Here is a 20,684-nt window from a genome sequence, read left to right on the forward strand (position 1 = left end):
GCGGGCGATCAGGCCGTCGTCCCACGGGTGTTCGGACGAACCGGAGGGGGCGGCGTGGCCGGACGGGTCTCCGGGACGGTCGTCGTCGCGCTCGCTGCCGCGGTCCGCCGACTGCGGTGCGTCCCCGTGACGGCCGTCCGCCCGGCCCGCGGGGGCTGCGGGAGTCGGGGGGCCGGTCTCCCGAGCGGTGGTGCCGGGAGCGTCCGGGGTACCGGCGTCGCGGCAGGCGTCGCCCGCGCCGGTCTCGGCGGTGTCCGGGTGCGAACCGTCGGCGGCCTGCCCGCAGGGGGTCGGGCCGTGAGGGACCTGACCGTGAGCCGAGCCGTGAGGGGCGGACCCGTCAGGAGCCGAGCCGTCAGGAGCCGAGCCGTCAGGTGCGGGAGCGTCAGCGGCGGGTCCATGAGGACGCGTCCCGGCAGGGGACGGTCCAGCGGAGGGCGGCCCGGAGGTCGAGGGGCGGCCGGGCGGGGAGGCCGGGCCGTGGGGCTGCGGAGGGTCCGGGAGTGCGGCCGCGCGCGGGTGTGTGCGCTGCCTGCGGGTGTCGTCGGGGTCGTGGTCGTGTGGGGCCGACACGGGCTCACCTCTCCCTGTGCACGCTGTAGGCGCCGGGCGCCGTGAGGGCGGCGGCACGCAGGTGTGTCGCGTACTCCCGGCCGAGCAGGGAGTACGCGGCGACGAGTTCCATCTGTGGTTCGGGCCCGGAGACGAGGCTGTCCAGCGGGGCGAGGCGCAGATCGCGGGCGCCGTGCAGGACGTTGTCGATGCAGCCGTTCAGCAGGTGTGCGCCGTGGTCGCGCAGCCGGCTGGTGTGTTCGGCGCCGAGGAGGGTCTCCAGGGTGGTGCGGGCGGCCGTGGTGCGGGGCCCGCCGAGCAGGACCGCCATGAGCAGCGCGGCGGCGCGTTCGCTCTCGCCCTCGGGCCCGGCGCGACCCGCTGCGCGCACGTGTTCGTCGGCGAGCTCTTCGACGCAGCGTCGCCACCGGCGGACATGGACGCCGATGGTGCCGCGTTCCTCCTGGCCGCCCGCGGGCAGGGGCAGGGCCCCGGCGAGGGCGGGGTCGGCGGCGCGGGCGGCGGTGATGCGCTCGTCGGCGGCGGCGACGGCGCCGGACAGCAGGACGACGAGGCCGTCCGTGAGGGCGTCGGCGAGGTCTTCGGCGCGGCTGTCGCGCGGGTAGGCGCGCCAGTGGGCCGCGGCGTCGCCGGCGAGGAGTTCGCCGTCGGCCAGCCGGGTGCGGAGCCGCTCGGCGGCGGTGCGGTAGGCGGCGTCGACCTGCTGGGTGAGGCGCAGCGCGGTGGCGTACTGGGCGGCGCAGGCGCCGGCGAGCGCCGCGATGCGGGAGCGGAGGGAGCCGAGGGCGCCGGCGGCGGTGCGGCCGGCGGCCTCCTGCCGTGCGGTGGGGTCGGCGGCGCGGTGTTCGAGCCATTCGCGCAGCCCGTTGACGGCCGAGACCGGCAGCAGCCCGGAGCCGCCGGCGGATTCGGGCAGTTCGGGGATGGTGAAGCGGGGGACGTGGCCGAGCCCTTCGCGTTCGAGCATGAGTGCGTAGCGGCCGGCGAGTTCGGCGACCATCTGGTGCGGGACGCGGTCGAGGACGGTGGCGAGGGTGACGTCGTACTCCTTGGCGGTGCGCAGCAGATGCCAGGGGACGGCGTCGGCGTACCGGGCGGCGGTGGTGACCAGGACCCAGATGTCGGCTGCGCAGATGAGTTCGGCGGCCAGGTCGCGGTTGCGGGCGACGAGGGAGTCGATGTCGGGTGCGTCGAGGAGGGCGAGCCCGCGGGGCAGTGCGGTGTCGGTCTCCAGGCGCAGGACCGTGCCGTGGTCGTCGTCGCCGGTGTCGGAGCCGGGCCCGGTGCCGGTGCCGGTGCCGTCGGGGGCGGCGTGCGGGTCCTCGTCGGTGTCGCCGTGGGAGGCCGGCCGGTGGCGGTCGTAGCCGGGGAGGCCCGGGCCGAGGGGGTCGGTGGTGCCGTGGGAGGCGTCCAGGGTGCCGGGGGTGTCCTGCCGGGGCACCCAGACGCGTTCGAGGCGGGGAAGCACCCGGCTGCCCGCGAACCAGGGGCGGTCCTCGGGATGGCAGACGAGCACGGGGGTGCGGGTGGTGGGCCGCAGCACTCCGGCTTCGCTGACCCTGCGCCCCACGAGTGAATTCACGAGCGTCGATTTGCCCGCGCCGGTGGAGCCGCCGATCACCGCCAGCAGGGGCGCCTCGGGGGTGCGCAGGCGCGGCACGAGATAGTCGTCGAGCTGCGCGAGCAGTTCGCTGCGGTCGCGGCGGGCGCCTTCGGCGCCGGGCAGCGGGAGGGGGAAGCGGGCGGCTGCGACGCGGTCGCGCAGGGCGGTGAGCGCGTCGAGCAGGTCAGGCCGTACGTCCAAGATCGCCACAGGTGCAGAATGCCCAATTTTGCTCCGGTTTTGAAGCGTATTCACGGTAGATCCCGGGAAAAATGGATGCTTTCGACGCGCGTTGGCGTCGTTCGCCCTGTTCGCCCCGATTGGCCCTTCTCCATGCGGACCGCACCCATAACGACTGCGCAACACCCGCCACTCACAGCGCCAAAAGCGCTGCAGAAATCGCACCCGCCTGCGATTATCGGGACCGCTTCACTGAACCTCCACAAGGCGTCGCGGACGTGAAGCGAACAGGACGAGCCACCCGTCCCCCTATCCTTGACCCCGCCGTGGTCACTCCGGGGACGTGCGAGCCCGCCCACCCGCGACACAGGCAGGCCCCCGTAGCTCAGTGGATAGAGCAGGCGCCTTCTAAGCGCTTGGCCGCAGGTTCGAGTCCTGCCGGGGGCGCACACTGAAGGGCTGGTCAGCGCCCGGTGACGTCGCCGCGGCGCGCTCGGCGATCCCGGTGATCTCACCGAGGAGCGGCGCGGCGACGGTGACGCGGACCTCGGCGCCGCGATCGCGGTGGTCGTAGCGGACCTGTAGGTGGAAGGCGTCGTAGAGCGCGCGCTGGACGGTGGCCGGTAGATCCGCCATCCGCGTGTTCAGGTGCGGCAGCATGTCGAGAAGGCCAAGGGCGTCAGTCCCATCGGCCCCGGGAGTTGCTGTGGCGGCAGCCTCAGCTTCGGTGATCTTGGCGGCTACGTCACGTCGCTGCCGCTCCAGGCGGTCGAACTGTTTTCGAATGCTCTTGCGGAACTCTGCCGCCGTCTCCGGATCGCCGTCGTCCTCCCCCGCCAGTTGTTCCATCAGACGACGTTGCCCGCGGGCCAGTCGCTCTCCTTCACGACGCAGCGCGCCGATGTCGGCCACAGGCGCTCCCCGCTCGGGGAGCGCCTGTGAGAGCTGTGCCGCCAGTAGATCCGCCCGGCGGGGGCCGAAGATGCGGTCTTCGAAGAAGGTATGGACGGCTTCCAGGAGCACGCGCTCACTGATCCAGATCGCTTTGGGGTGGGTGGCGTACCAGGCCGCATCGGCGTGGTGGTCCTTCTTGGGCTGGCACGCGTAATAACACCGTCCCTTGCTGTACTTGCCGAACATTCGCCGTCCACACAGCACACAGCGCACGTAGGACCGCAGCGTGTACTCACGTGCGGTGGAGCGTCCCGCGCGAGCAGCTTCTTCTTTGCGGGACCCCGGGTGGGCGCGGTGGGCGGGCCATGCGGCGTCGAACATGGCCCGTGTGATGAGGGGCTCGTGGGTGGGTTTCGGCGACCAGATCCATTCGGAGACTGGGTTGGCCCGGTTGCCGCGAGACTTCCGGGCCTTGCGGTTCCATACCTGATAGCCGGTGTATTTCGGGTTCTCCAGGATCGAGCGCACGCCAGCAGCTGTCCACCGCCCACTGGCGGTGTCCGTCCGGTTGGGCTGGGGCGGCGGGTACGTGGCTGGATCGTGGTTTAGGCAGTCGGCGATCTGGCGGAAGCTGAGCCGTTTCAGGACCCGTAGCCGGAAGATCTCGGTGACGACCGGGCCGCGTTCCGGGTCGGGCACGAGGCGGTGTTTGGTGGCCCCTTGCTCGCGGCGTGCGGGGACGGGGTGCGGGACGCGTTGGGCGTTGTAGCCGTAGGGCGGCTTGCCAACGTTCCAGCCTTGCTGGGTGTGCTCGATGAAGCCGTCCCAGGACAGCTCCAGCATCTGCAACACGTACCACTCGGACACAGCCTGCTTCACTCGGCGCGTCAGTGTCGGGGTGGCGCGTTTGCCCTTCCCGTCGGCGGAGATCGGCTCGTCAGCGGCACAGAGCGCGACGCCGCATTGCTCCAACTCATGCTCGATCTTCGTGCCGTAATAGGTCCGCCGAGCTACTCGTTCGATCGATTCGCAGATGACGGCGGCAAAGCGACGGTCCGGGCTTTCCGCCTCGGCAAGGAGGTCTGCGATTCCCCCGTCGCGTGGGATGGGGATGGCAAAGCGCTCGTGGGCCACGCCCTGACCCCGTACGTCCAGGTCCTTGCGGCCGGACTCGACATCGTAGAAGTGAGCGACGATCATCCAGCCCGGCGGCAGTGCGGCCCGCGCGTTCCTCAGTTGTCTGGGCAGCGAGAGTGTGGGGTCCTGGGAGTCCTCGGTGGAGGTGCGGCCGAGCCAGGCCACCGGAACAGTGGCCTGGCTCGCGGACTGCGGGGCCGCCGACGCAGCCCAGGGCATGCCAGGAGCGGGTTCACCCCACGGACGCTCCGGTGTCGCCACTGAGGTCATTCGATCTCCCTTAGTTCGAATCCCGCTTCGAGACAGCCTCCGTACGGGATGACAGCCCCTGGGAGCAGCTTCCGGCTGCAGGACGTTCCGCCAGCCAGGCGAGCGCAGTCCGGATCGCGTGCACCTGCTGAGCGCGGAGGGCCTCGCCATCCGGACCGTCGACGACGATGCACCGCACGCTTACACGCACCGGAGCTGCCCCTGCTCTGGATGGGTTTCCCGTGCGGAGGCCGTCCAGCGACCATGGACGCTCGATATCGGTGTCCTCTTCAAGGTCTCTTTCTGGTTGGACGCGACCAATTTCACGATGGCTTGAGGACGATGGCATCAACGCCCCTCCATGGGTTCGCTAGCGACCTGAAGCGGCAAGCGACAGGTTGACCTCCGGCGCGACTGCGGTCGTGAAACTGCGTCGGCGGTGGCGGTTCACAGGTAGTTGGGGGTGCGGTAATCGGTGTGGTTGTGCAAGGCGGTGGTTCTTGTGGAAGGCGATCCCTTATCGCGCTATGCCTTAGATAGAGATAACTGCGCGCGAGATTGTCACCGCTCGTGGCGCCTTCGAGCCTTGCAGCGCCCCATTTTCACTGCTCCGCCCTCCCGGCAGACGGTCTCAGCGCCCCTTCATAACGAGCTGGTTTGTGCAGGTGAGAGCGGAAGCGAGCCAGTGGCGAGCCACTCGCGAGCCGCTGCCGGACCAGTGGGTCCTCTGTCGATCGCGCCGGTGGAAAGAGGCTGGCTTTTGGTTGTATTCGACCCAGCGTGATCGTAGTAGCTGACTGCTCATCCCACGAGAGCGGACCCAACGCGGCTGCCCGTCCGCTCACATTCCTGCGAGCGTGGCGGCGAGTGGACAGGCCGAGGACGACGATTGGCCAGCCGGGAGCACCAAGCCATTGACAAGCTTCTCTCGCCGGTCTTCGCAGCAGTCAATGACGCCCTCCTCGCAGCGGCTCACGATGTGCCCCCGGTTTGCCCCACTTGCACGGATAGGTCGCGGAGCCATCGCCACCCACCAGAGGGCCATCACCGCCAGACAACGCCAGCGGTCGTTGCTGCTGGCACGCAGCCCGACGACACGCTGAACGCACGCCAGGCGACCACGCACCGGAACGCGCAGTAACAGCCGCCGGAACCCAAGCGGGCCGCGTCCATCAGGGGCGATGGACTGTCCCCCTGCGGGCTGACTCACGGGACACCGTGCACCTGCCGGCGCCCCGGTCGCCCTTACGGCCGCACCCGCCAGCGTCTCCAAGTTCTCTTCTCAACTGGGGTGATGCCGCTTGACGGGGTGCCGCGCATCGAGCGTCCATGGTCGTAGCGAAGCGGGACCCACCGCACCGCACACGCGGCCCGTACCGCCCGCGCTCCCCACACCGCACCCACAGTGCACCGGGGGCCGCACCCCGGCCGGGGAACCCCAACCCACTGCACACCGATTGAGGTTCCCTCATGACAGACAGCACCAAGACACCGGCCCGCCCCTGACCGGCGACCGCCACGAGCAAGTTGACCGGCGCCCGCGCCCAGATCTTCCAAGCCCTCACCGACAATCCCGGCTGCAGCGCCGCCACCCTCGCCCTATCCGCCGGACTCAGCCGCTCCACCGCCCGCAAGGCCCTCGCCACATTGGAAGACCAGGGGATCGCCGTAGGCGAGAAGGGCAACAACGCACCTGGCAAAACAACCCCTAACCTTTGGCACCCGACCCCTGAGGCCGCTCCTGGCCAGGTGCGCCCGCTCCCCGGCCAAGGAAGCGAACCCACACCGGACACCGCCGCTCCCGAGACGGGCAGTGCCCAAGAAGAGCAGCCCAAGGCCGAACCGAAGCGTCCGCATTCGGGGAGCGGCGATTCCGCGGAAGTGCACCCGGCCACCGGCCGGGAGGCGGGAGCACCGCTAAGCCCGGGCCCGGACCATGAGGTGCGTCCGGGTGAGGTCACAGAACCCGAACCCCTTCAGGAAGAGTCAGTGCCCGCCTTGGCCCCGGACCCGGAGCACGCCGATAACCCGCCCGAGACGCACCCCGCCTCAGCATCGCTCGATACCCGGTCCCCCACCTCACAGTCCGGGGATAGCGCACCAGCACGGGAGGAAGGCCGGGAGTCCCGGCCCGAGCGTGTCGCGACTGGCGAACCCGCCCCAGCAGCCAGCACCTCGCAGCCACCAACGGACATCACCCGTCCCGAACCTGGGAAGTTCTGCCCCCCCGTGCGGACACTGGCGGCCGTCCGACACCGTCACCGACAGCGGCAGGCTGCGGCCAGGGGCACTGCGGGAAGTGGTCACCGCGTTCCTGGCCGCCCACCCCGACGAGGCCTTCACCGCGACCAAGATCAGCCGACACCTTGAGCACAGCTCCGGCGCCACCGCCAACAGCCTCACCGCACTGGTCAAGAACGGCATCGCCCGGCAGGTCAGCGAGAACCCCCGCCGCTACCAGTACGTCCCGTCCCAAAGCGACACACCGGCCGACACCAACAACTGATCGCACATACAACCGACGGGGGCGACGCACACCTCACGCAGTACGCGCCACAGTATGTCGGGGTCCGCCACGTCCGTCAGTTCGTAGACGGTCTGCGACGTGCGGTGATGCTAGTGGTCGGCGTCGGGTCGGGCAGGACGCGGGGCTGATGGCGGCGCACATAGCTCAAGGTTGCGGGCGGGCCGTGGTGAGGGCGGAGGCGGTCGCGGTCGCCGGTACGCGTCCCGGTTCGGCTTCGGGCTCGGTCTCCGGCTCAGTCTCGGCGGTCTCCGCCTCCGCCCTCTCCTGGCCCTCGTTCGCGGCGGTCTCGGCCGCTGCCGCGGACTTTGGCGGCGATGTCATCGATTTCGGCGGTGGCCTGCTGCGCGGCCTCCAGCCGGGCGGCCTGCTTGATGCGGATCGACTCGACACCGGCAGCCACCGCGGAGCTCGACGGCGCCCTCCAGCGTCTCGGCAACGTCCTCGTCATTGAGGGCGGGGATGTCCCGGGAAGCTCGAACTGATCGGCCATAGGACGGATCTTCAGCGATCGCTCGTGGAGACGCGGCCCGACCCAAACCAGCAGTCGTCAGGGACGCTTCCTAGCCGTTCGAAGGTGTCACCTGCTATTCGTCATCTGTCGCCTCTCGCAAACATCTGCGAGTGCCGGCCAGTTGTGGTCAATCAGGCGACCCTGGAGTGTGTCGGTCTCTCTCGACCTTGAATTTCAGGACGGTGCGAAACCACCGCTGGGCCAAACTGTTCCCCGCTCGCCCGCCCAAACGTCTCGCAAGCACGGTGACGACAGCGCCCACCGAAGAAATGACCAGAGCAGCCACCGAGAAGACGCTGGAAACTGTCTCAACACCAGACGAGGCGACATTCATGACGTCTCCAGCTCTGCGAGATAGGTACTGGTACCCGTGCTAATGACAGTCGCTAGCAAAAACAAGAGTGAGTTGCGACCCACGATCTCTTCGTCCACACCGGGGAGGTCACTGGCAGCAGCCATCCAACTAGTAAAGAACAACACCAGCATGTTGAAAAGACTCCACGCGATGAGCGCCGGGCTCAGCCCTCTTCCCTTCCTCATGAAAGCCTGCCCCAGCGCGCCAGCCGTAAGGCCGATACAAACGACGTACAAATCTGCGTTATTGGCCAACTCGTAGAAGCTGGTGCTTGGCTGGTTCTTCAGCGACTGCTCGCTCAAGTAACGAGCAACCGTGGGCGCCAGAGCAAACACCACCGCACAGACAAACCACAGACCGAGCTTCCCGAACGCGGCTCGCCGTGCAGCGGCGTTGGAGTCAACGGAGCAGTCATCAGGCTGCGCGCTCTGAGCGGCAGTGGAAGCCGCCGCGTCTGTCGCTGCAGGCACACCGGTGGGCTGGCCCGGTGGCTGAGCGGTGTCGGTCACATCTCCCCCTATACAGCGTGCGACAGCGGCTCTCCGTGCAGGTTTACCTCAAGCTTGAGCTGGTTGAGGCAGTTTCCAGACTCCTGCCTTGCAGAACCCCCGGGGTACCTGACCGTCGGCGCCTTCTCTCTGACCGTACTTCCCGGGTACCGCTTCGCGACAGCGTCCGCGGGCACCGTGCTGCCGCGCCGCGAAGAGGTGGAGGACCTCGCCCCTACGTCGGTCGACTACTACACGCGGTTGGAGCAGGCCGGGGGACGCGACATCGGCCCGGATTCTGGACGCGCTGGCTCAGGCGCTGCGGCTCTGCAAACCGCTGTCCCCGTCACCGACATGGCGTACGGCGTCGTCGCCCGGGACCCCTGGCCCAGGCACGGTTCGGCGGCGACCTCGCCCGCAGGGGGACCCTGGAAGGACCGGTTCGAAGGCGGGGTACGAAGCACTGGCACGTGGCCGATACCGGGCAACCTGGGACGCGCATCGCCATGGCACGTGGGGCCCGCGCCCGCACGCCGTACCCGGAGATCGGGATGCTTGTCTGCACCGATATATACAGTCGGGCTCGCTCAAAGGTGGCTCGTTGGGCTTCTGACCTGCACATATGAGGCAGCGAGGGACGTCGTTTCCAAGGACGACACCCGGATCGACCCCCGATGCGATCACCGTCTCGACGCGGGAGGCGCCAGCAGTATCGAGAGCAGTGAATAGTGGCCGTCAACCTGTCGCCATTGCTTGCACCCCCATCTGCAAACAGACTCCAGGAACCAGCCCTGACCGTCCTCGCCAGCGCCGCTGAGCCCAGTGCAGGGCCCAGGTAGCCCGGCCGACATCCGCCTCGCAACCTATTCGGTCCTCGTGGCAGCTCGCGAAAAGCGCCCGTTGCTGAACCACGCCTGCACGGTTGGGGTTTTCAGGGCGGTGAGCGCGATACCACCACTTACCACCCCGACTCAGCTCAAGGCGCGACAGCACCGACTACGAACCAAGCAACCTTCGTTTCCCTTGTCCGGCAAAACCCCCACCCACCGCCAGTCAGCTGATGAACCACCTGCAACCCTCGGCCCCGCTCTCCGAGCAAGCTCAACAGCGAGTCCAGGCCACCGCCACGACTCCCCTCCTCCGGCGAAAAGAGGGGGTTGAGCGGCAACTGCGGAAGCTGGGGCAACTCAGGGTCACCGTCCTCGACCTCACAGACCCACTCGGACAGGATGCGCTGAAGCCGCACCTCGTACGGCCCGCAGGCATGCTCACTCGCGTTGGCCACCAACTCCGACACCACGAGTTGTGCATCCTCCCGCGTCTCTTCTTCAACGCCGAGGTGAGCGAGGGTTCTCCCCAGCGCGAGGCGCGCTCCCGCAGCAGGGAGTCGCGTGTCCTCGGCCCAGCGATAGACGACCACGCCGCGTCCCGCGCGGGCCGGGGCACTCACCGTGCCCTCCAGCGAGCGGCGTGACGACCGCCACCGCGGCGATGCCTACCGGGGCCGGGCTCCAAACAGGTCCGCACGGGCCCGTAGGCGAATGGTGCACCTCCCAGTGCAACGAAGGAGATCAGCAGACAGACAGTTAGGGTCAAGGGCGGCATCGCGCACCTCCGGCAAATCGCCAATCAGGTCACGACGACGACACCGTCGAGCGGCGCAAGAGCGGAATTGCAACCCACCGAACGGGTGACAAGCTGGCTCGGCATTCGTCCAGAACAGCCCTGGTCAGCCTTGACCTGCTCTGAAGCCCTGGGGGTCCTCAGGCAGCGAGCAGGTCACAGCTCGTACGACCTCTCGGCTGCGTCCGGAGGCGGGTCAAGGATCGCATTGCGGGCCGCGAGCGCGAGAGCGCTCTGAGCGCCGAGGGACAGTCCGATCCGGTTCCAGTGGAAGATGACGTGGTAGGCCAAGACTCGGCGGATGCCTCGATCGAGAACGCCTGCCGTTACGCCTTCCTTGAGTGCGTTTCCCGTGCGCCGGAAGGCCGCGGCCCATTCGGAAACCCGGTGTAGAGGGGCTCCCTTGCCAAATACTGGACCGTCCGGGCTGGTGTCGCTGACCAGGAGTTGCCGGATCTGCCGGGTCATTCCCTCAAGGCGGTCTTCGAGCACCTTTCCCGTGGTGGAGCGGTGCTCTTCGTTGATGACGCGGTCCCAGACGTCTCCTTGTTCCTGCCACTCCAGGCCCGCGGCCTCCATCATGACCGCACACAGGAGCACGGACAGTTCACGGCGGCCGAGGGGCACGTCGGTGCGGCCGCCGAGCGACAGGATGTGACGGCTGTCGGCTGTGAAGAGGTGGTGCGCGTTGAGCATGCCGGCAGCGCCACCGAAGGCGGCAGTCTCCGGCTCGTAGATGCCCGGCCGCCAGCGGCTGAGGTGACCGACCTCGACCAGCTCGTCCAGTTGGGCACCGAGTTCCATGCGCACCTGGGACTCCGGGCCGCCGTAAAGACGCAGGCGCCAGCAGGGGTGCTTTCGGATGAACCACCACAGCGAGATCACACCGCGCTTTTCCATGCAGGCGAGTAAGGGTGCGATGTGCGTGGCTGCTGTCTGCTCGGCGTGCGCCCAGTCGGGGAACTCGACGTAGAACTGCCACCAACTCGTGCGCAGCAGCTCTTGGCGTGCGAGTGCAGTGTGCCCGGCCCGTTCGAAGACCTCGACCGCGTCGGCGAGTGCTATGGGCTCCATGCCCGCCTTCTGCGCGACATCGTCGACGGACTGCCCGGCGATGACATCGAGGACAGCACGGCCCACCGGCCCAGGGGTCGGGGGCCAGGCCACAGGCGTCAGTTGATCAGCAGACATGCGTCCCATCCAGTGGTTGGTGTCCGGTCGGCGGAGACCGTTGTGAGGGCCAAAGCGCATCCGGCATCGCCCTCCAGGAGGCCGAGTCCCTTGGCCACCGACGGGCGGGCGTGGGTAATCAGGTCCTTGCGGAGAGCCGGGAGGAGGGCAGCCAGATGGGGTGTACGGGCGTCGCGGGCTGCCCGGAAGACCGTTTGGTACAGGCCCGCCCAGCCGTGGCACAGGGTCGTGTCGGAGATCTGGGCGAGTTGCCCGGGGTCGCTGAGGCACTGGTGCAATGCGTCCTCGTAGGTGAGCTGGAGTGCCGGGTCGTTCAGTGCGATACCGGCGAGCTGCCCAGCTCGCGCAATGCCGGGCGTGCCATAGCACCAGCTCGGCCGGCCGGGTGCACGCTGGTGGGAGCGGCCGGATTCGAGATCGGCGAGCGTGAGGGGTTCGGGCCACCACGGGCCTGCTTCGCCCTCCAGCCGCCAAGTGTCGAGGTGGTCGCAGATCGCACGGATCGCGCCCGCCTGCCCCTCGACGCGGACGCCGTGGCGCTCGGCTTGGGCCAGCAGCAGTAGTGGGCCTGTGATGCCGTGCGCTGCGCCCAGGTTTCCGTGTCCGCCCGGCATGGTGTGTTCGCGGTGAGGATCATGGTCTACCCACCAGCCAGGAGTGGGATGGTTGTTGTCGAGGGGACGGGTCAGCGCGACAAGGTAGCTGAGAACGCGTTCCATCGCGCTGCTGTCGGGAGCGCTGCCCAGCAGGTAGGCGCCGATCCCGGTGAGCCCGAAGAAGGTGTCGTATTCGCCGAAGGTTGCCAGGGTGCCGCGATGCAGCCGGGCGAGAGCGGCGTCGGCGCGGCGGTGCGCCAGGGCGATGACGTTGTCGTGCAGGGCGGAGTAAGCGTCCTGGTAGAGATGTCGCACGGTGTCGGGGACGGTGTTCAGGACGAAGGCGAGGGCCGGGGCACCGAGGTAGAGGCCGGTGGTGTCGGCTGCGCTGATGTCCCTGGCTGCAGCCTGAGCGATCCAGCGGTGCGCGGGCGACCAGGGTGATCGGCCTTGCGCGGCGTACTCGATGTGGAACAGGGCGATGCCGGCGGCGCCCTCGGCGAGGGACTGCTCAGCCCAAGGTTCGTCCTCGGGTGGTGCGGCGTGCTGCGCCAGGTGCGCGGCGAACTCCTGCGTGAGGGCCTGGGCCTGTTCAAGCTCCGTCGTCATCGTTCAACCCGGATCGGCCGGTGACGCAGGGCGATGGTGCGGGCGAGGTGAAGGGTGGCGGCTTCCGCAGTGGGTCCGACCCCGAGCGCGCGCACCTGATGGTGGTGGAGCAGCGACCGCAGGACCGTCGTCGGGTCGTGCTCCGTCTCGATAAGGGCCTGGCGGTATGCGGTGAGGACTCTGGCGCGCTGTTCCCATGCCTCGACGATCTCTGCGCCGCCCTGAAGAGCGAGCGTTTGCTGTTCAGCGTCGTAGAGCTGGATGGCTTGTTCCCTCAACGTCCGGTCGGGTCGCCCGTGGGCCGGAGTGCGTTCGATCAACCAGGTCCATGCGTCGTCTCGGGACGTGAGCAGATGCGCGGCGATGTCGACGAGACTCACAGCGGTGAGCGACTGGGGTGCGATGTCGTAGCTGGATGTAAGCCGGATCTGCGCGAGGGCTGCGGTGGAGTCGGCGGCGAACACGCGGTGCGCGGCGTCCATTGCCTGCCCCATCCCGTATCGGCCGGTCTGGGGCCGGTAGGGCTCGAAGGTGAGGCTGGACAGCAGGCGCTGGTGGTGAAGGTCGGTCGCCCAGCCGTTCACTGCGGCGGCCGCTGCCCCGTAGTCGCCAGTGAGGTGCAGAGTGAGGGCGAGATGTTGTCCGGCCTCTGGGCGGGCGAGTTCCCGGTGTCGGGTGAACCACCACATCGGCTGGTCGAGTGCAGCAAACAGGCGCGGTAGTTGCCGGTCCAGGATTTCGTCGTACCGGTTGGGGTGGGTGTGCAGATGCATCCGCAACACCTCGCCCTCACCGGGGAGCTGCACAGGCGGAGTGGGCTGGTGAGCTCGGAGCGAAGGAAGCGGTGTACTGGAGGCCGCGGGTGCTATCCGTATGAAAGCGAGCAGGATCTCGTGGGCCCGGCCGATCCAGCCGTACTGGCCGTCGTCAGCGACCTCGCGCAGTTCCAGTTCGCGGACGTCGTGGAGTCGGGCGCGAACGAGGCGGCGCTGCACAGGGTGATCGAGGTCGACGGGGAGCCGCTGGTCGAACTCGGTCAAGGAGACGCGGTTCGGGACGTTCAGGCGTACGCGCCATGCGGCGAATGCCGCCTCCCACTTCTCGTATGGAGCCCGTCGGCCGGGCAGGTCCTTGGCGTTGAGCAGCCAGCGAGCCGAGGTCAAGGTGGTGCGGCCGTAGCGGACACGCGGCAGATACGGCAGGTGGGCGGCTGCGCCGAAGTCGAACTTCTTGTAGACCGCGCGTCGGGCGCCTGCGACCTCGGAGAGGAACCGAGCCAGGGGCGGGGTCTGGATGCCCGCCTCCAGCGCGTGCGTCACCCGTACGTCGATCGGGCGACCGGTGGAGAGCTGTACGAGGTGCAGATTGCGGGCATCCGCAGTGACAGCGATGTCCTCCAGATCGATCGGCTCACCCTTCTCTGCGGGGTGCTCGGCGAGCGGGATCACGTACGGAAGGAGCTGGTCGGTGCGCGCCACATTCTCGTTGCGGCGTCGGCGCGGTCCGAAGGAGAGCTGCGCAGTGACAGCGTCGGTGCGTGCCGTGTAGGAATCCGCGAGCAGACACCGTTGCTCGGCGGGCATCAGGTGCGCGAAGCGGCCGAGCATGCTGCTGCCAGAGCGGGGAACGCCGGTGATTTCGAGACTGAACGCACCGCTGGCCAGGGCACGAGTGGAGGGTGAGTGGACCTCGAACGCGATTTCGCTGCGATCTCCGTATAGAGGTTCGTCGGTTCCGGCGGCCTGCGCGAGTTCGGTGATCGTGGCGTCGTCGAGGACAAGTTCGCTCCGGCCTTCCATGTGCATCCGCTGGAGGAGCTTGAGGATCAGCGCGTCGCATTCGGTGACGGGTGTGGGGGGCTTGCCCCGCTCGGCGCCGACGTATTCGGCGGGCCAGCCCAGGCCGCTGTCGGCAACAAGGTCGAGGACGGGCACGGCTGCGCCCACGCCGTACTGGGCACGGAAGCGGCGATGGTAGTCGCGCCACTGTTGATAGCCGTAGGGCAGCGGGCTGACGCGATGCAGGACCTCGACGGCCTTCTGCGCTTCGGCGACGACCGCCGCAGGGAGCTGCGCGTCGCAGTCCAGGACGGTGTCCACGAGCATCGGGGCGGGGGCGACGGTCGAGTGGGCGGCCATCCGGGCGGTCATGGTGCGCAGATCGGTGCTGGCTGCCGGCTCGGCGTGCGCGGCAAGGTCGTCGCGTAGCTCGTACAGGTCGCGCGCCTGCGCATCGATGTCAGGGAAGGAATGTGCGTCGGCCTTCTTGAGCTCGGTGCACACATGATCCAGCGCGTCAGGGGCCGTCATGGGCGGGCGCAGGCTGGTGATCAGGAGGTTCTGTGCGATGAGTTCCCGCAGAACCTGGTCGATCTCCCCACCCGCCCCGGCCGGAAACATGGTGGTCAGGCGATCGCGTAGGTCCTGATAGCGAATCGGAGTGCGAGCGGCACGCATTGCTGCGTTGACCGGTCGGGACAGCCGCATGGATATCTCGACGGGAGCCATGAGACGAGCGTGACCGTCAGCGGGCGGGCCGGGCGCGGTGAGCCGATCACCTCGGACCTGGGCGGTGTTGTTGGCGACCAGCGAGAGACGTTCGAGGAGTTCGGGGTGCTGCTCCAGGCCCCGGATGACGTCACTGATCCACTCGCCGTCGGCCCGTAGGTGCACCCGGTGCTCGGCGCCCCAATGCACGTGGGTTGTCGTTCCGAGGGTGAGTGGAGCTGTGCCGGCGAACAGACCGAAGGGCGTCGGCCGTCGTTGCCAGCGCAGGAGATAGGACACGACGGACAGAGCGGCCCGGCGAATCTGCCGAGTCGACGTGGCCCGGCCGCGGACGATGTTCTCGACAGATCGGGTGAGCACCGGGCTGGCGGCGAACAGGGCGTTGCGTACGTCGGGCCGCGCCCAGATCTCCACGAGCCAGGCACGGGTGGTCGCCGCGTCGTCCAGGTCGAGGGCGTGCGGCACATCGGCGGGGCTCGGTGTTGTAGTGGCACGGAGCATGGCTGTGCCCGTCCATTGGTACCTGAGGGTGTGGGCCATGGGCGCTCCTTCCTTCCGGCAGGTCATGAAAACTGAGGCGGGCGAGGGGGCGCCGAACACCGCCGTTCGACGCCCCCCGCTCCACCGGCGATGAATCAGGCCGGGTCCTCGATGAAGGAGCTGCAGGCGGACGAGCCACCTGAGCAGGTGCTTCCGCAGCCATCCCCCGTGGAGCACATGAGCTTGCCGATCGGATGGGTGGCGACTACCACCTTGACGTCCAACGGGGCGAAGTCGTCCTCAGCGACGACCCGCGGCCTCTCGGCCAGCGCAGCGGTGGGGCTCATATCAATCACTCTCCTTGTTCGATGCTGTGCGGGACGGCCTGGCAGGCGACGGTCACGCCGCGGGCCAGGAGAGGGAGATCCGGCTGTGGACCTTGTCGATGACCTGGTCTCCGCCGATCTGGTCATCAGGGGTGTCGGCCGGATGGACACGGATGACCGGGCTGGGTCCTCCGCGCCGGTTGGCCTCCCAGTCGCGCAGGTGGTCGGCGATCTTCTCGGCGAACTGCTGCGCGTGGGGGCCCAGGGCATGCACGCCGTACTCGACGTGCTTGTTGTCCTCCGTGCGGCGGGTGACGAGGTAGGCGAAGGTGTCGTCTTCGACGGCCGCGAGCGCGTAGCCCTTGTTCACCGGGGCGACGATGCCGGTGTCCAGGTCCTCGTCGACGGCCATGATGCAGAAGCCGGGCAGTGAGATGGCCAAGTGCATCTGGAGCGTGTCCAGCAGTTCCCGGAGACCGATGGTCACGCCGGTCCACATCTCGTAGCGCGGCATCGTCACGGCGTTGTCGAGCTTGCTGGGCTCGGCCGGCAGTCCGTCATCGAAGCGCAGCCCGATCTCTGGCGTGCCATTGACCAGGAGTAGCTGCTCCTGATGCCCGGTGGAGCCCTGCATCGGGACGAAGCCGCAGATTGTTGCGGACTCCGACTCCAGGTGATCGCCGACGAGAGTGAAAGCGATCGAGCGGGTCAGGCCCCGCATACGCAACGGCACCACGAGGCGACCGCCGGGCTTGAGCTGGCCCGTCCAGGCAGGCGGGATGTCCCAGGCCCCTGCGGTGACCATGATGACGTCGACCTTGCCAAGGTCCGGGATCGGCTCGGCCGCGTCGGCAGTGACGACACGCACCTGGCCGTAGCCGTTCTCGGCGAGGAGTCGCGCTGCACGACCGGTGACCTCTGGGTCGATGTCGACGGTCGTCACCTCGCCGCCGGGGCCGACGAGCTCGGCCAGGTACGCAGCATTGAGGCCGCCCGAGCCGATCTCCAGGACGCTCATGCCGCGACGCACTTCGGCCTGCTCCAACATCAGCGCCTGGATCTGCGGCGCGGAGACACTGCTGAGCTGGACGCCGTGCTCGTCGACCTTGGTGAACACTGCCGAGTACGGGTCGTAGACCTTCTCCAGCGGGGTGTCCGCGGGACAGAACCGCTCGCGGGGCACCTTCTTCATCACCGTCTCGACCTCAGGGGAGGTGATCCAGTCCTCGCCCCGCAACTGGTCGATGATCTCGGTGCGGAGCTGTGCGGCCTCGTCGGGGTCCACGGTCACATCTGTCATGGAAGAGGTACCTTCAGTTCTTTCGGTGGCAACTGGACGATCAAGCGGGCCTGTTGGCCCACCGGTTGGCTGCGACGCTAGCCAGGACGTCCCCCTTGAGGGGGCGGCTACGCGCCGCACGTGCCGCATCAGCCCCCTGGAGACCCCCACCATGGCCGCGATCCGACGGCATCGGTACGCCAAAGCGCAGCCATAACTGCGCCACTTCGATGCGGAGCCACTTTCATCGCGGAACAGCGACTCATCTACGGGAGGAGCAACACGGCCCCGGCCGGGGGTGGGCGGTTTGTGAGAGACCGTGCTGTCGCATGCCAGCTCCCGGAGATGACCTCAATGCGGCAGCGCTCTGGCGTACCGGTGCCACCGGTGATCCGGAGACAGTGGCGGCCGGGTCGGTCTCACGACCCGCGCCACAGGCGTATCGACATGGAGATACGAGAAATGACTCCGACAACCAAGCTGATCGAGGAGCCGGCCCTGGGGAGGCTGGTCGACACTCGCCAGTTCAACCTCAGCCACCTCGCCGCACCCGAATCGCTGGCCCGGCGAGCAGTACGGGAAGTGCTGAACGGCCGGGCTCAGAAGGGCCGGGTCGACGACGCCGTTCTGGTCACTGACGAAATCGTGGGTAACGCTGTTCGCCATGCCGGAGGCGCAGTGTCTCTCGCACTCGGCGTCTACGAACACGGGGCCATAATCGAGGTCACCGATCGAGGAACTGACACCACGGTCATCCCCTCAGCGCCATCCGCCCCACTCGTCAGTCAGGACAAGCTCGGGCTCGACGGCATCGACGTGTATTCGCTGCCCGAGACCGGCCATGGCCTGTTCATCGTTGCGCAGTGCGCCACAGCCTGGAGGGTCAAGCGAGTCGAGATCGGCAAGGCCGTGATTGCCGTATTCGTCCTGCCCAGTAGGGCCACGTGACCACGAACCGCAACGTCCTACGGAGTCGCCGGTTGCGCTTGCGCGAGGCCGAGGGACTCGGTCATGGGTCTCTCACATTCGGTGGTCCCCGCCATCCGGACAGAGGCGGGACGACCATCGGCACGGTATCCGCACGCTGTCCGCGCGATCGTCAGAATGCTGGGCACTGGGGAAACAGCCCCAGGCCTACTACTCCCCCGCCGACAGGAAGGGCACGCCGCCTCCCTGACCGGCAGGGCTGTGGTGGTGGCCCAGTGGGACCGTCCGCTGCACATCCCATCGGTAGGCCCGCTGCTGTCCCTTCGCCCGGCGCAGTTCAACTAGGTCGACCGAGGTGATGTCGAGATGCACGGGCGGGAGTGTACGCAAGTGCGCAACGCTGGCGATCACAGGCGCTGCGGGTCGGTCGCGGTTGTTGTACTGGATACCGAGGTGTGGCCGGAAGGCGGCGGTGGGCTTCCCTCCGGGAACGCCCGTCTGGCGGCCGATCGCGCTCAGGGCTGCGTGCAGGCGTATCAGCGCCATCCAGGGTGAGAGCGAGTAGCGGATCGCGCCCCGGGAGCCGGCAAGGGGAGTCGCGCGAATGCGAAACGGTGCGAGGGGAAGCTGTGCCGCCAAGTCGGTGAGACGGTGCAGTTGGTCGTTGGTGACCTGTGAGGTGTCCCCTATACGCACCATGGTCACGTGTAGGCCATCGTCTGGCACCGGGTCCATGCCCAGGTCGGCCAGTTCGTTCTGGCAGCGTTGGGCATGGCTGAGCAAGCGCGGGCAGTCGGAGAACGTGAGCATCCAGTAGTACGCCCGGCTGTCATCGGACCAACCAGGACGGGCCCAGTGGTCGGTCATTCGCTCCAAGGCAGCGAAGGCGTGCCAGTCGTTCTTGACGATCAGCTCATGGTCGTCCAGATCGGCCGGCGGGCTGGAAGGGAATGCCCTTGGGTCGGCCTCCAACAGTGTTGTCACGTGTCTCCTCACTTCTCTGGCACGGACGCCCCGCCCGGCCCGGAGACGACCAGTTCAGCTTGGGGCTTGGAGCGCCACGCTCGCAGTTCATCGGCATAGTCCCCTACCGCGGATTCGGTGTGCCAGTGTTGGGCGCGTTCGTACAGCTCATTCGCACGCTGCCACACCGATTTGATCGGCGCGGTAGTGCCTGCCCGCAGAGCGCTGCGGCCGAGCTCCATGGAGTGCTCCACCTCGGGCCGCTGTTGTTGGAGGAGCGCTGTGGCGACGTCGAGGCGCACCAGGGCACGACTCCATTCGGAATCCGACTGCTCGACCAGCCCCTCGATCTCCTCGGCGCACGACAACACGTCGCGTGTGTCGTTGAGGGAGAGCCTGGCAGTGATCACGTTGGCCAGTGTGCGGGCTGGGCTGTACTCAGTGAAAGCGATGCAGGGAGTGAGACCCGCAGGAAGCGAGGGCTGACGGTCGGAGAGCTCCAGCGCCCGCCCGATCGACTTCTCCGCACCGCTTCTGTCCCCCAAGCGCGCTTGGGCGCGCGCTCGCCCGTTGGCAAGCAGGCGAATGGCCTGCCCGCTGTTGGGAGCCAGAGCAATACCCGCTGCTGCTGCGGCGTCCGCGTCCGCATAGTGCCGGTGGTAGTACAAGCCGAGCGACCGCGTGCCAGCAGCCCACATCTGCAGGCGGGTGTCTCCGACTTCTCGCGCGAGGGTCTCGGTTTCTCCGCAGTACGCCTCCGCCACCTGCAGTCCCGCGCCGGCGTTGACCGCCATGTAGGCCAAGAGGCCCGAGGCACGTCCTGCCAGCCCGAACAGCTCGGCTCGCACTCGGGGCGGCTGCTGCCCACCCAGCAAGGTGTGCAGCATGGTTCGCAGCAGCCGGGTCTCTCCGACCAAGTGCTGAGGCCCGAGAGCTTCGTACCGGCCGACGATGCTGTCGAGCGAAGCCTTCACCTGGCTCAGGAGCGCGCTGTCGGCATTGGAGCGGGCTAAGTTCTGAGCCTGGGTGGCAACCTCGAACGGAGAGTCGAAACCCTGGTGGAAGGGGGCTGGTGGCGGGGCCATGGGCGCCGGGGAATCAACCGATTCCTGGCGCGGGATGGTGGAGTCCGCCGACGGGTCGCCGTCGAGCGGAGCAAAGAGCCGCGCGGCAGGGATCTGGAACAGATGCTCCAGGACTCTCCGCGTGTCCCGCTGTGGCATCGTCTTCAGGCTCCCGGCCACCCAGCGGTCGAAGCTGCGGCGAGCTACGCTGACGCTCGCCAACCGGGGTTCCTTCGCCTGCTCCGCGAGCTCCCGAGCAGCTCTGGCGAAGTGCACGGCGAAGGTCTCCACCGTCGTCCAGCCACGCTCGTGGACGAGCTGACGAAAGAGCGTCATCTGCATCGGCATACACTCTCCTGCCGCCGGGGCCTCAGCTTCGATCGCCGAGAACTGTGCGTCGCATAAGGCTGGGCAATCGTTGGTCGGCCCCGCCAACGGTATTTGAGGCTAAGCGCTACCTTGCCGTATGTCCGCCTTCACCCCTGTAGTCCCTCGGTTGCCTCATTGCTGTCCGCAGCCTCTACGCAAACATCCGTTTCGTGACCGTTACGTCGGAAGCCGCGCCTCTCTTCGCATGCGTCCTCCGGCTGTGAGGTTCTCTC

15 protein-coding genes, 1 tRNA gene and 1 pseudogene are annotated in these 20,684 nt (G+C 68.1%); 6 read left to right on the forward strand and 11 right to left on the reverse strand.

Annotated elements, in window-relative coordinates; translation table 11 throughout:
• Positions 1-577 precede the first annotated feature (577 nt).
• Positions 578-2,386 carry a dynamin family protein gene (locus SCA03_RS17315; RefSeq protein WP_107428957.1) on the reverse strand — a complete coding sequence of 603 codons (1,809 nt, stop codon included), beginning with the start codon at positions 2,384-2,386 and terminating at the stop codon, positions 578-580.
• A 344-nt stretch (positions 2,387-2,730) separates the two neighbouring features.
• Here SCA03_RS17315 and SCA03_RS17320 point away from each other — a divergent pair.
• Positions 2,731-2,803, forward strand: a tRNA-Arg gene (locus tag SCA03_RS17320).
• A 201-nt stretch (positions 2,804-3,004) separates the two neighbouring features.
• Positions 3,005-3,298, forward strand: a complete 294-nt coding sequence (locus SCA03_RS36270) for a hypothetical protein (protein WP_230988775.1) — start codon at positions 3,005-3,007, stop codon at positions 3,296-3,298.
• A 378-nt stretch (positions 3,299-3,676) separates the two neighbouring features.
• On the opposite strand, the pseudogene SCA03_RS36995 reads toward SCA03_RS36270, so the two are convergent.
• Positions 3,677-4,807: pseudogene (locus SCA03_RS36995) on the reverse strand (recombinase family protein); the annotation flags it as partial.
• Positions 4,808-6,163: 1,356 nt separating this feature from the next.
• On the opposite strand from SCA03_RS36995, the gene SCA03_RS37255 reads away from it, so the two are divergent.
• The 3 genes from SCA03_RS37255 to SCA03_RS35115 all read left to right on the forward strand — a co-directional run bounded on the left by SCA03_RS37255 (position 6,164) and on the right by SCA03_RS35115 (position 7,645).
• Positions 6,164-7,006, forward strand: a complete 843-nt coding sequence (locus SCA03_RS37255) for a helix-turn-helix domain-containing protein (RefSeq protein ID WP_107428956.1) — start codon at positions 6,164-6,166, stop codon at positions 7,004-7,006.
• Positions 6,936-7,142 (forward strand): hypothetical protein, encoded by a 207-nt coding sequence (locus SCA03_RS17335; protein WP_086815029.1) that lies wholly within the window; start codon positions 6,936-6,938, stop codon positions 7,140-7,142. The genes SCA03_RS37255 and SCA03_RS17335 overlap by 71 nt, the downstream gene beginning before the upstream one ends.
• Before the next feature lie 335 nt (positions 7,143-7,477).
• Positions 7,478-7,645, forward strand: a complete 168-nt coding sequence (locus tag SCA03_RS35115; protein ID WP_158102270.1) for a hypothetical protein — start codon at positions 7,478-7,480, stop codon at positions 7,643-7,645.
• Between the two features lie 359 nt (positions 7,646-8,004).
• Here SCA03_RS35115 and SCA03_RS17340 read toward each other — a convergent pair whose 3' ends face one another.
• From SCA03_RS17340 to fxlM, 7 genes are all read right to left on the reverse strand, one after another.
• Positions 8,005-8,538: a hypothetical protein gene (locus SCA03_RS17340; RefSeq protein WP_141275481.1), complete on the reverse strand. Its 534-nt coding sequence runs from the start codon at positions 8,536-8,538 to the stop codon at positions 8,005-8,007.
• Positions 8,539-9,493: 955 nt separating this feature from the next.
• A complete protein-coding gene (locus tag SCA03_RS17345) occupies positions 9,494-9,967 on the reverse strand; it encodes an ATP-binding protein (RefSeq protein WP_308697923.1) in 474 nt (157 codons plus the stop codon).
• Positions 9,968-10,296: 329 nt separating this feature from the next.
• On the reverse strand, positions 10,297-11,331 hold the full coding sequence (locus SCA03_RS17350) for a thiopeptide-type bacteriocin biosynthesis protein (protein ID WP_086815027.1): 1,035 nt from the start codon (positions 11,329-11,331) through the stop codon (positions 10,297-10,299).
• Complete coding sequence (locus tag SCA03_RS17355) at positions 11,313-12,536, reverse strand: lanthionine synthetase C family protein (protein ID WP_086815026.1); 1,224 nt, start codon at positions 12,534-12,536, stop codon at positions 11,313-11,315. The genes SCA03_RS17350 and SCA03_RS17355 overlap by 19 nt, the downstream gene beginning before the upstream one ends.
• Positions 12,533-15,583, reverse strand: a complete 3,051-nt coding sequence (locus SCA03_RS17360; RefSeq protein ID WP_086815025.1) for a lantibiotic dehydratase — start codon at positions 15,581-15,583, stop codon at positions 12,533-12,535. Before SCA03_RS17360 ends, SCA03_RS17355 begins: the two co-directional genes overlap by 4 nt.
• Before the next feature lie 95 nt (positions 15,584-15,678).
• Entirely contained in the window at positions 15,679-15,996 is a 318-nt protein-coding gene (locus SCA03_RS37260; RefSeq protein WP_371863953.1) for an FxLD family lanthipeptide, read from the reverse strand.
• Positions 15,923-17,149 carry a methyltransferase, FxLD system gene (gene fxlM, locus SCA03_RS17370; protein WP_086815023.1) on the reverse strand — a complete coding sequence of 409 codons (1,227 nt, stop codon included), beginning with the start codon at positions 17,147-17,149 and terminating at the stop codon, positions 15,923-15,925. Before fxlM ends, SCA03_RS37260 begins: the two co-directional genes overlap by 74 nt.
• A 441-nt stretch (positions 17,150-17,590) precedes the next feature.
• Between fxlM and SCA03_RS17375 the strand changes: the two genes are divergently transcribed.
• Complete coding sequence (locus tag SCA03_RS17375; protein ID WP_086815022.1) at positions 17,591-18,076, forward strand: ATP-binding protein; 486 nt, start codon at positions 17,591-17,593, stop codon at positions 18,074-18,076.
• A 189-nt stretch (positions 18,077-18,265) separates the two neighbouring features.
• On the opposite strand, the gene SCA03_RS17380 is transcribed toward SCA03_RS17375, so the two are convergent.
• On the reverse strand, positions 18,266-19,039 hold the full coding sequence (locus SCA03_RS17380) for a 2'-5' RNA ligase family protein (RefSeq protein ID WP_230988777.1): 774 nt from the start codon (positions 19,037-19,039) through the stop codon (positions 18,266-18,268).
• Between the two features lie 8 nt (positions 19,040-19,047).
• The gene (locus SCA03_RS17385; protein ID WP_086815031.1) at positions 19,048-20,424 is read right to left on the reverse strand and encodes an NsdA family TPR-like regulatory protein; all 1,377 of its coding nucleotides are present in this window, start codon (positions 20,422-20,424) and stop codon (positions 19,048-19,050) included.
• Between the last annotated feature and the right edge of the window lie 260 nt (positions 20,425-20,684).

This window comes from Streptomyces cacaoi, from assembly GCF_006539165.1.
In the GTDB taxonomy this organism is placed as follows: domain Bacteria; phylum Actinomycetota; class Actinomycetes; order Streptomycetales; family Streptomycetaceae; genus Streptomyces; species Streptomyces cacaoi.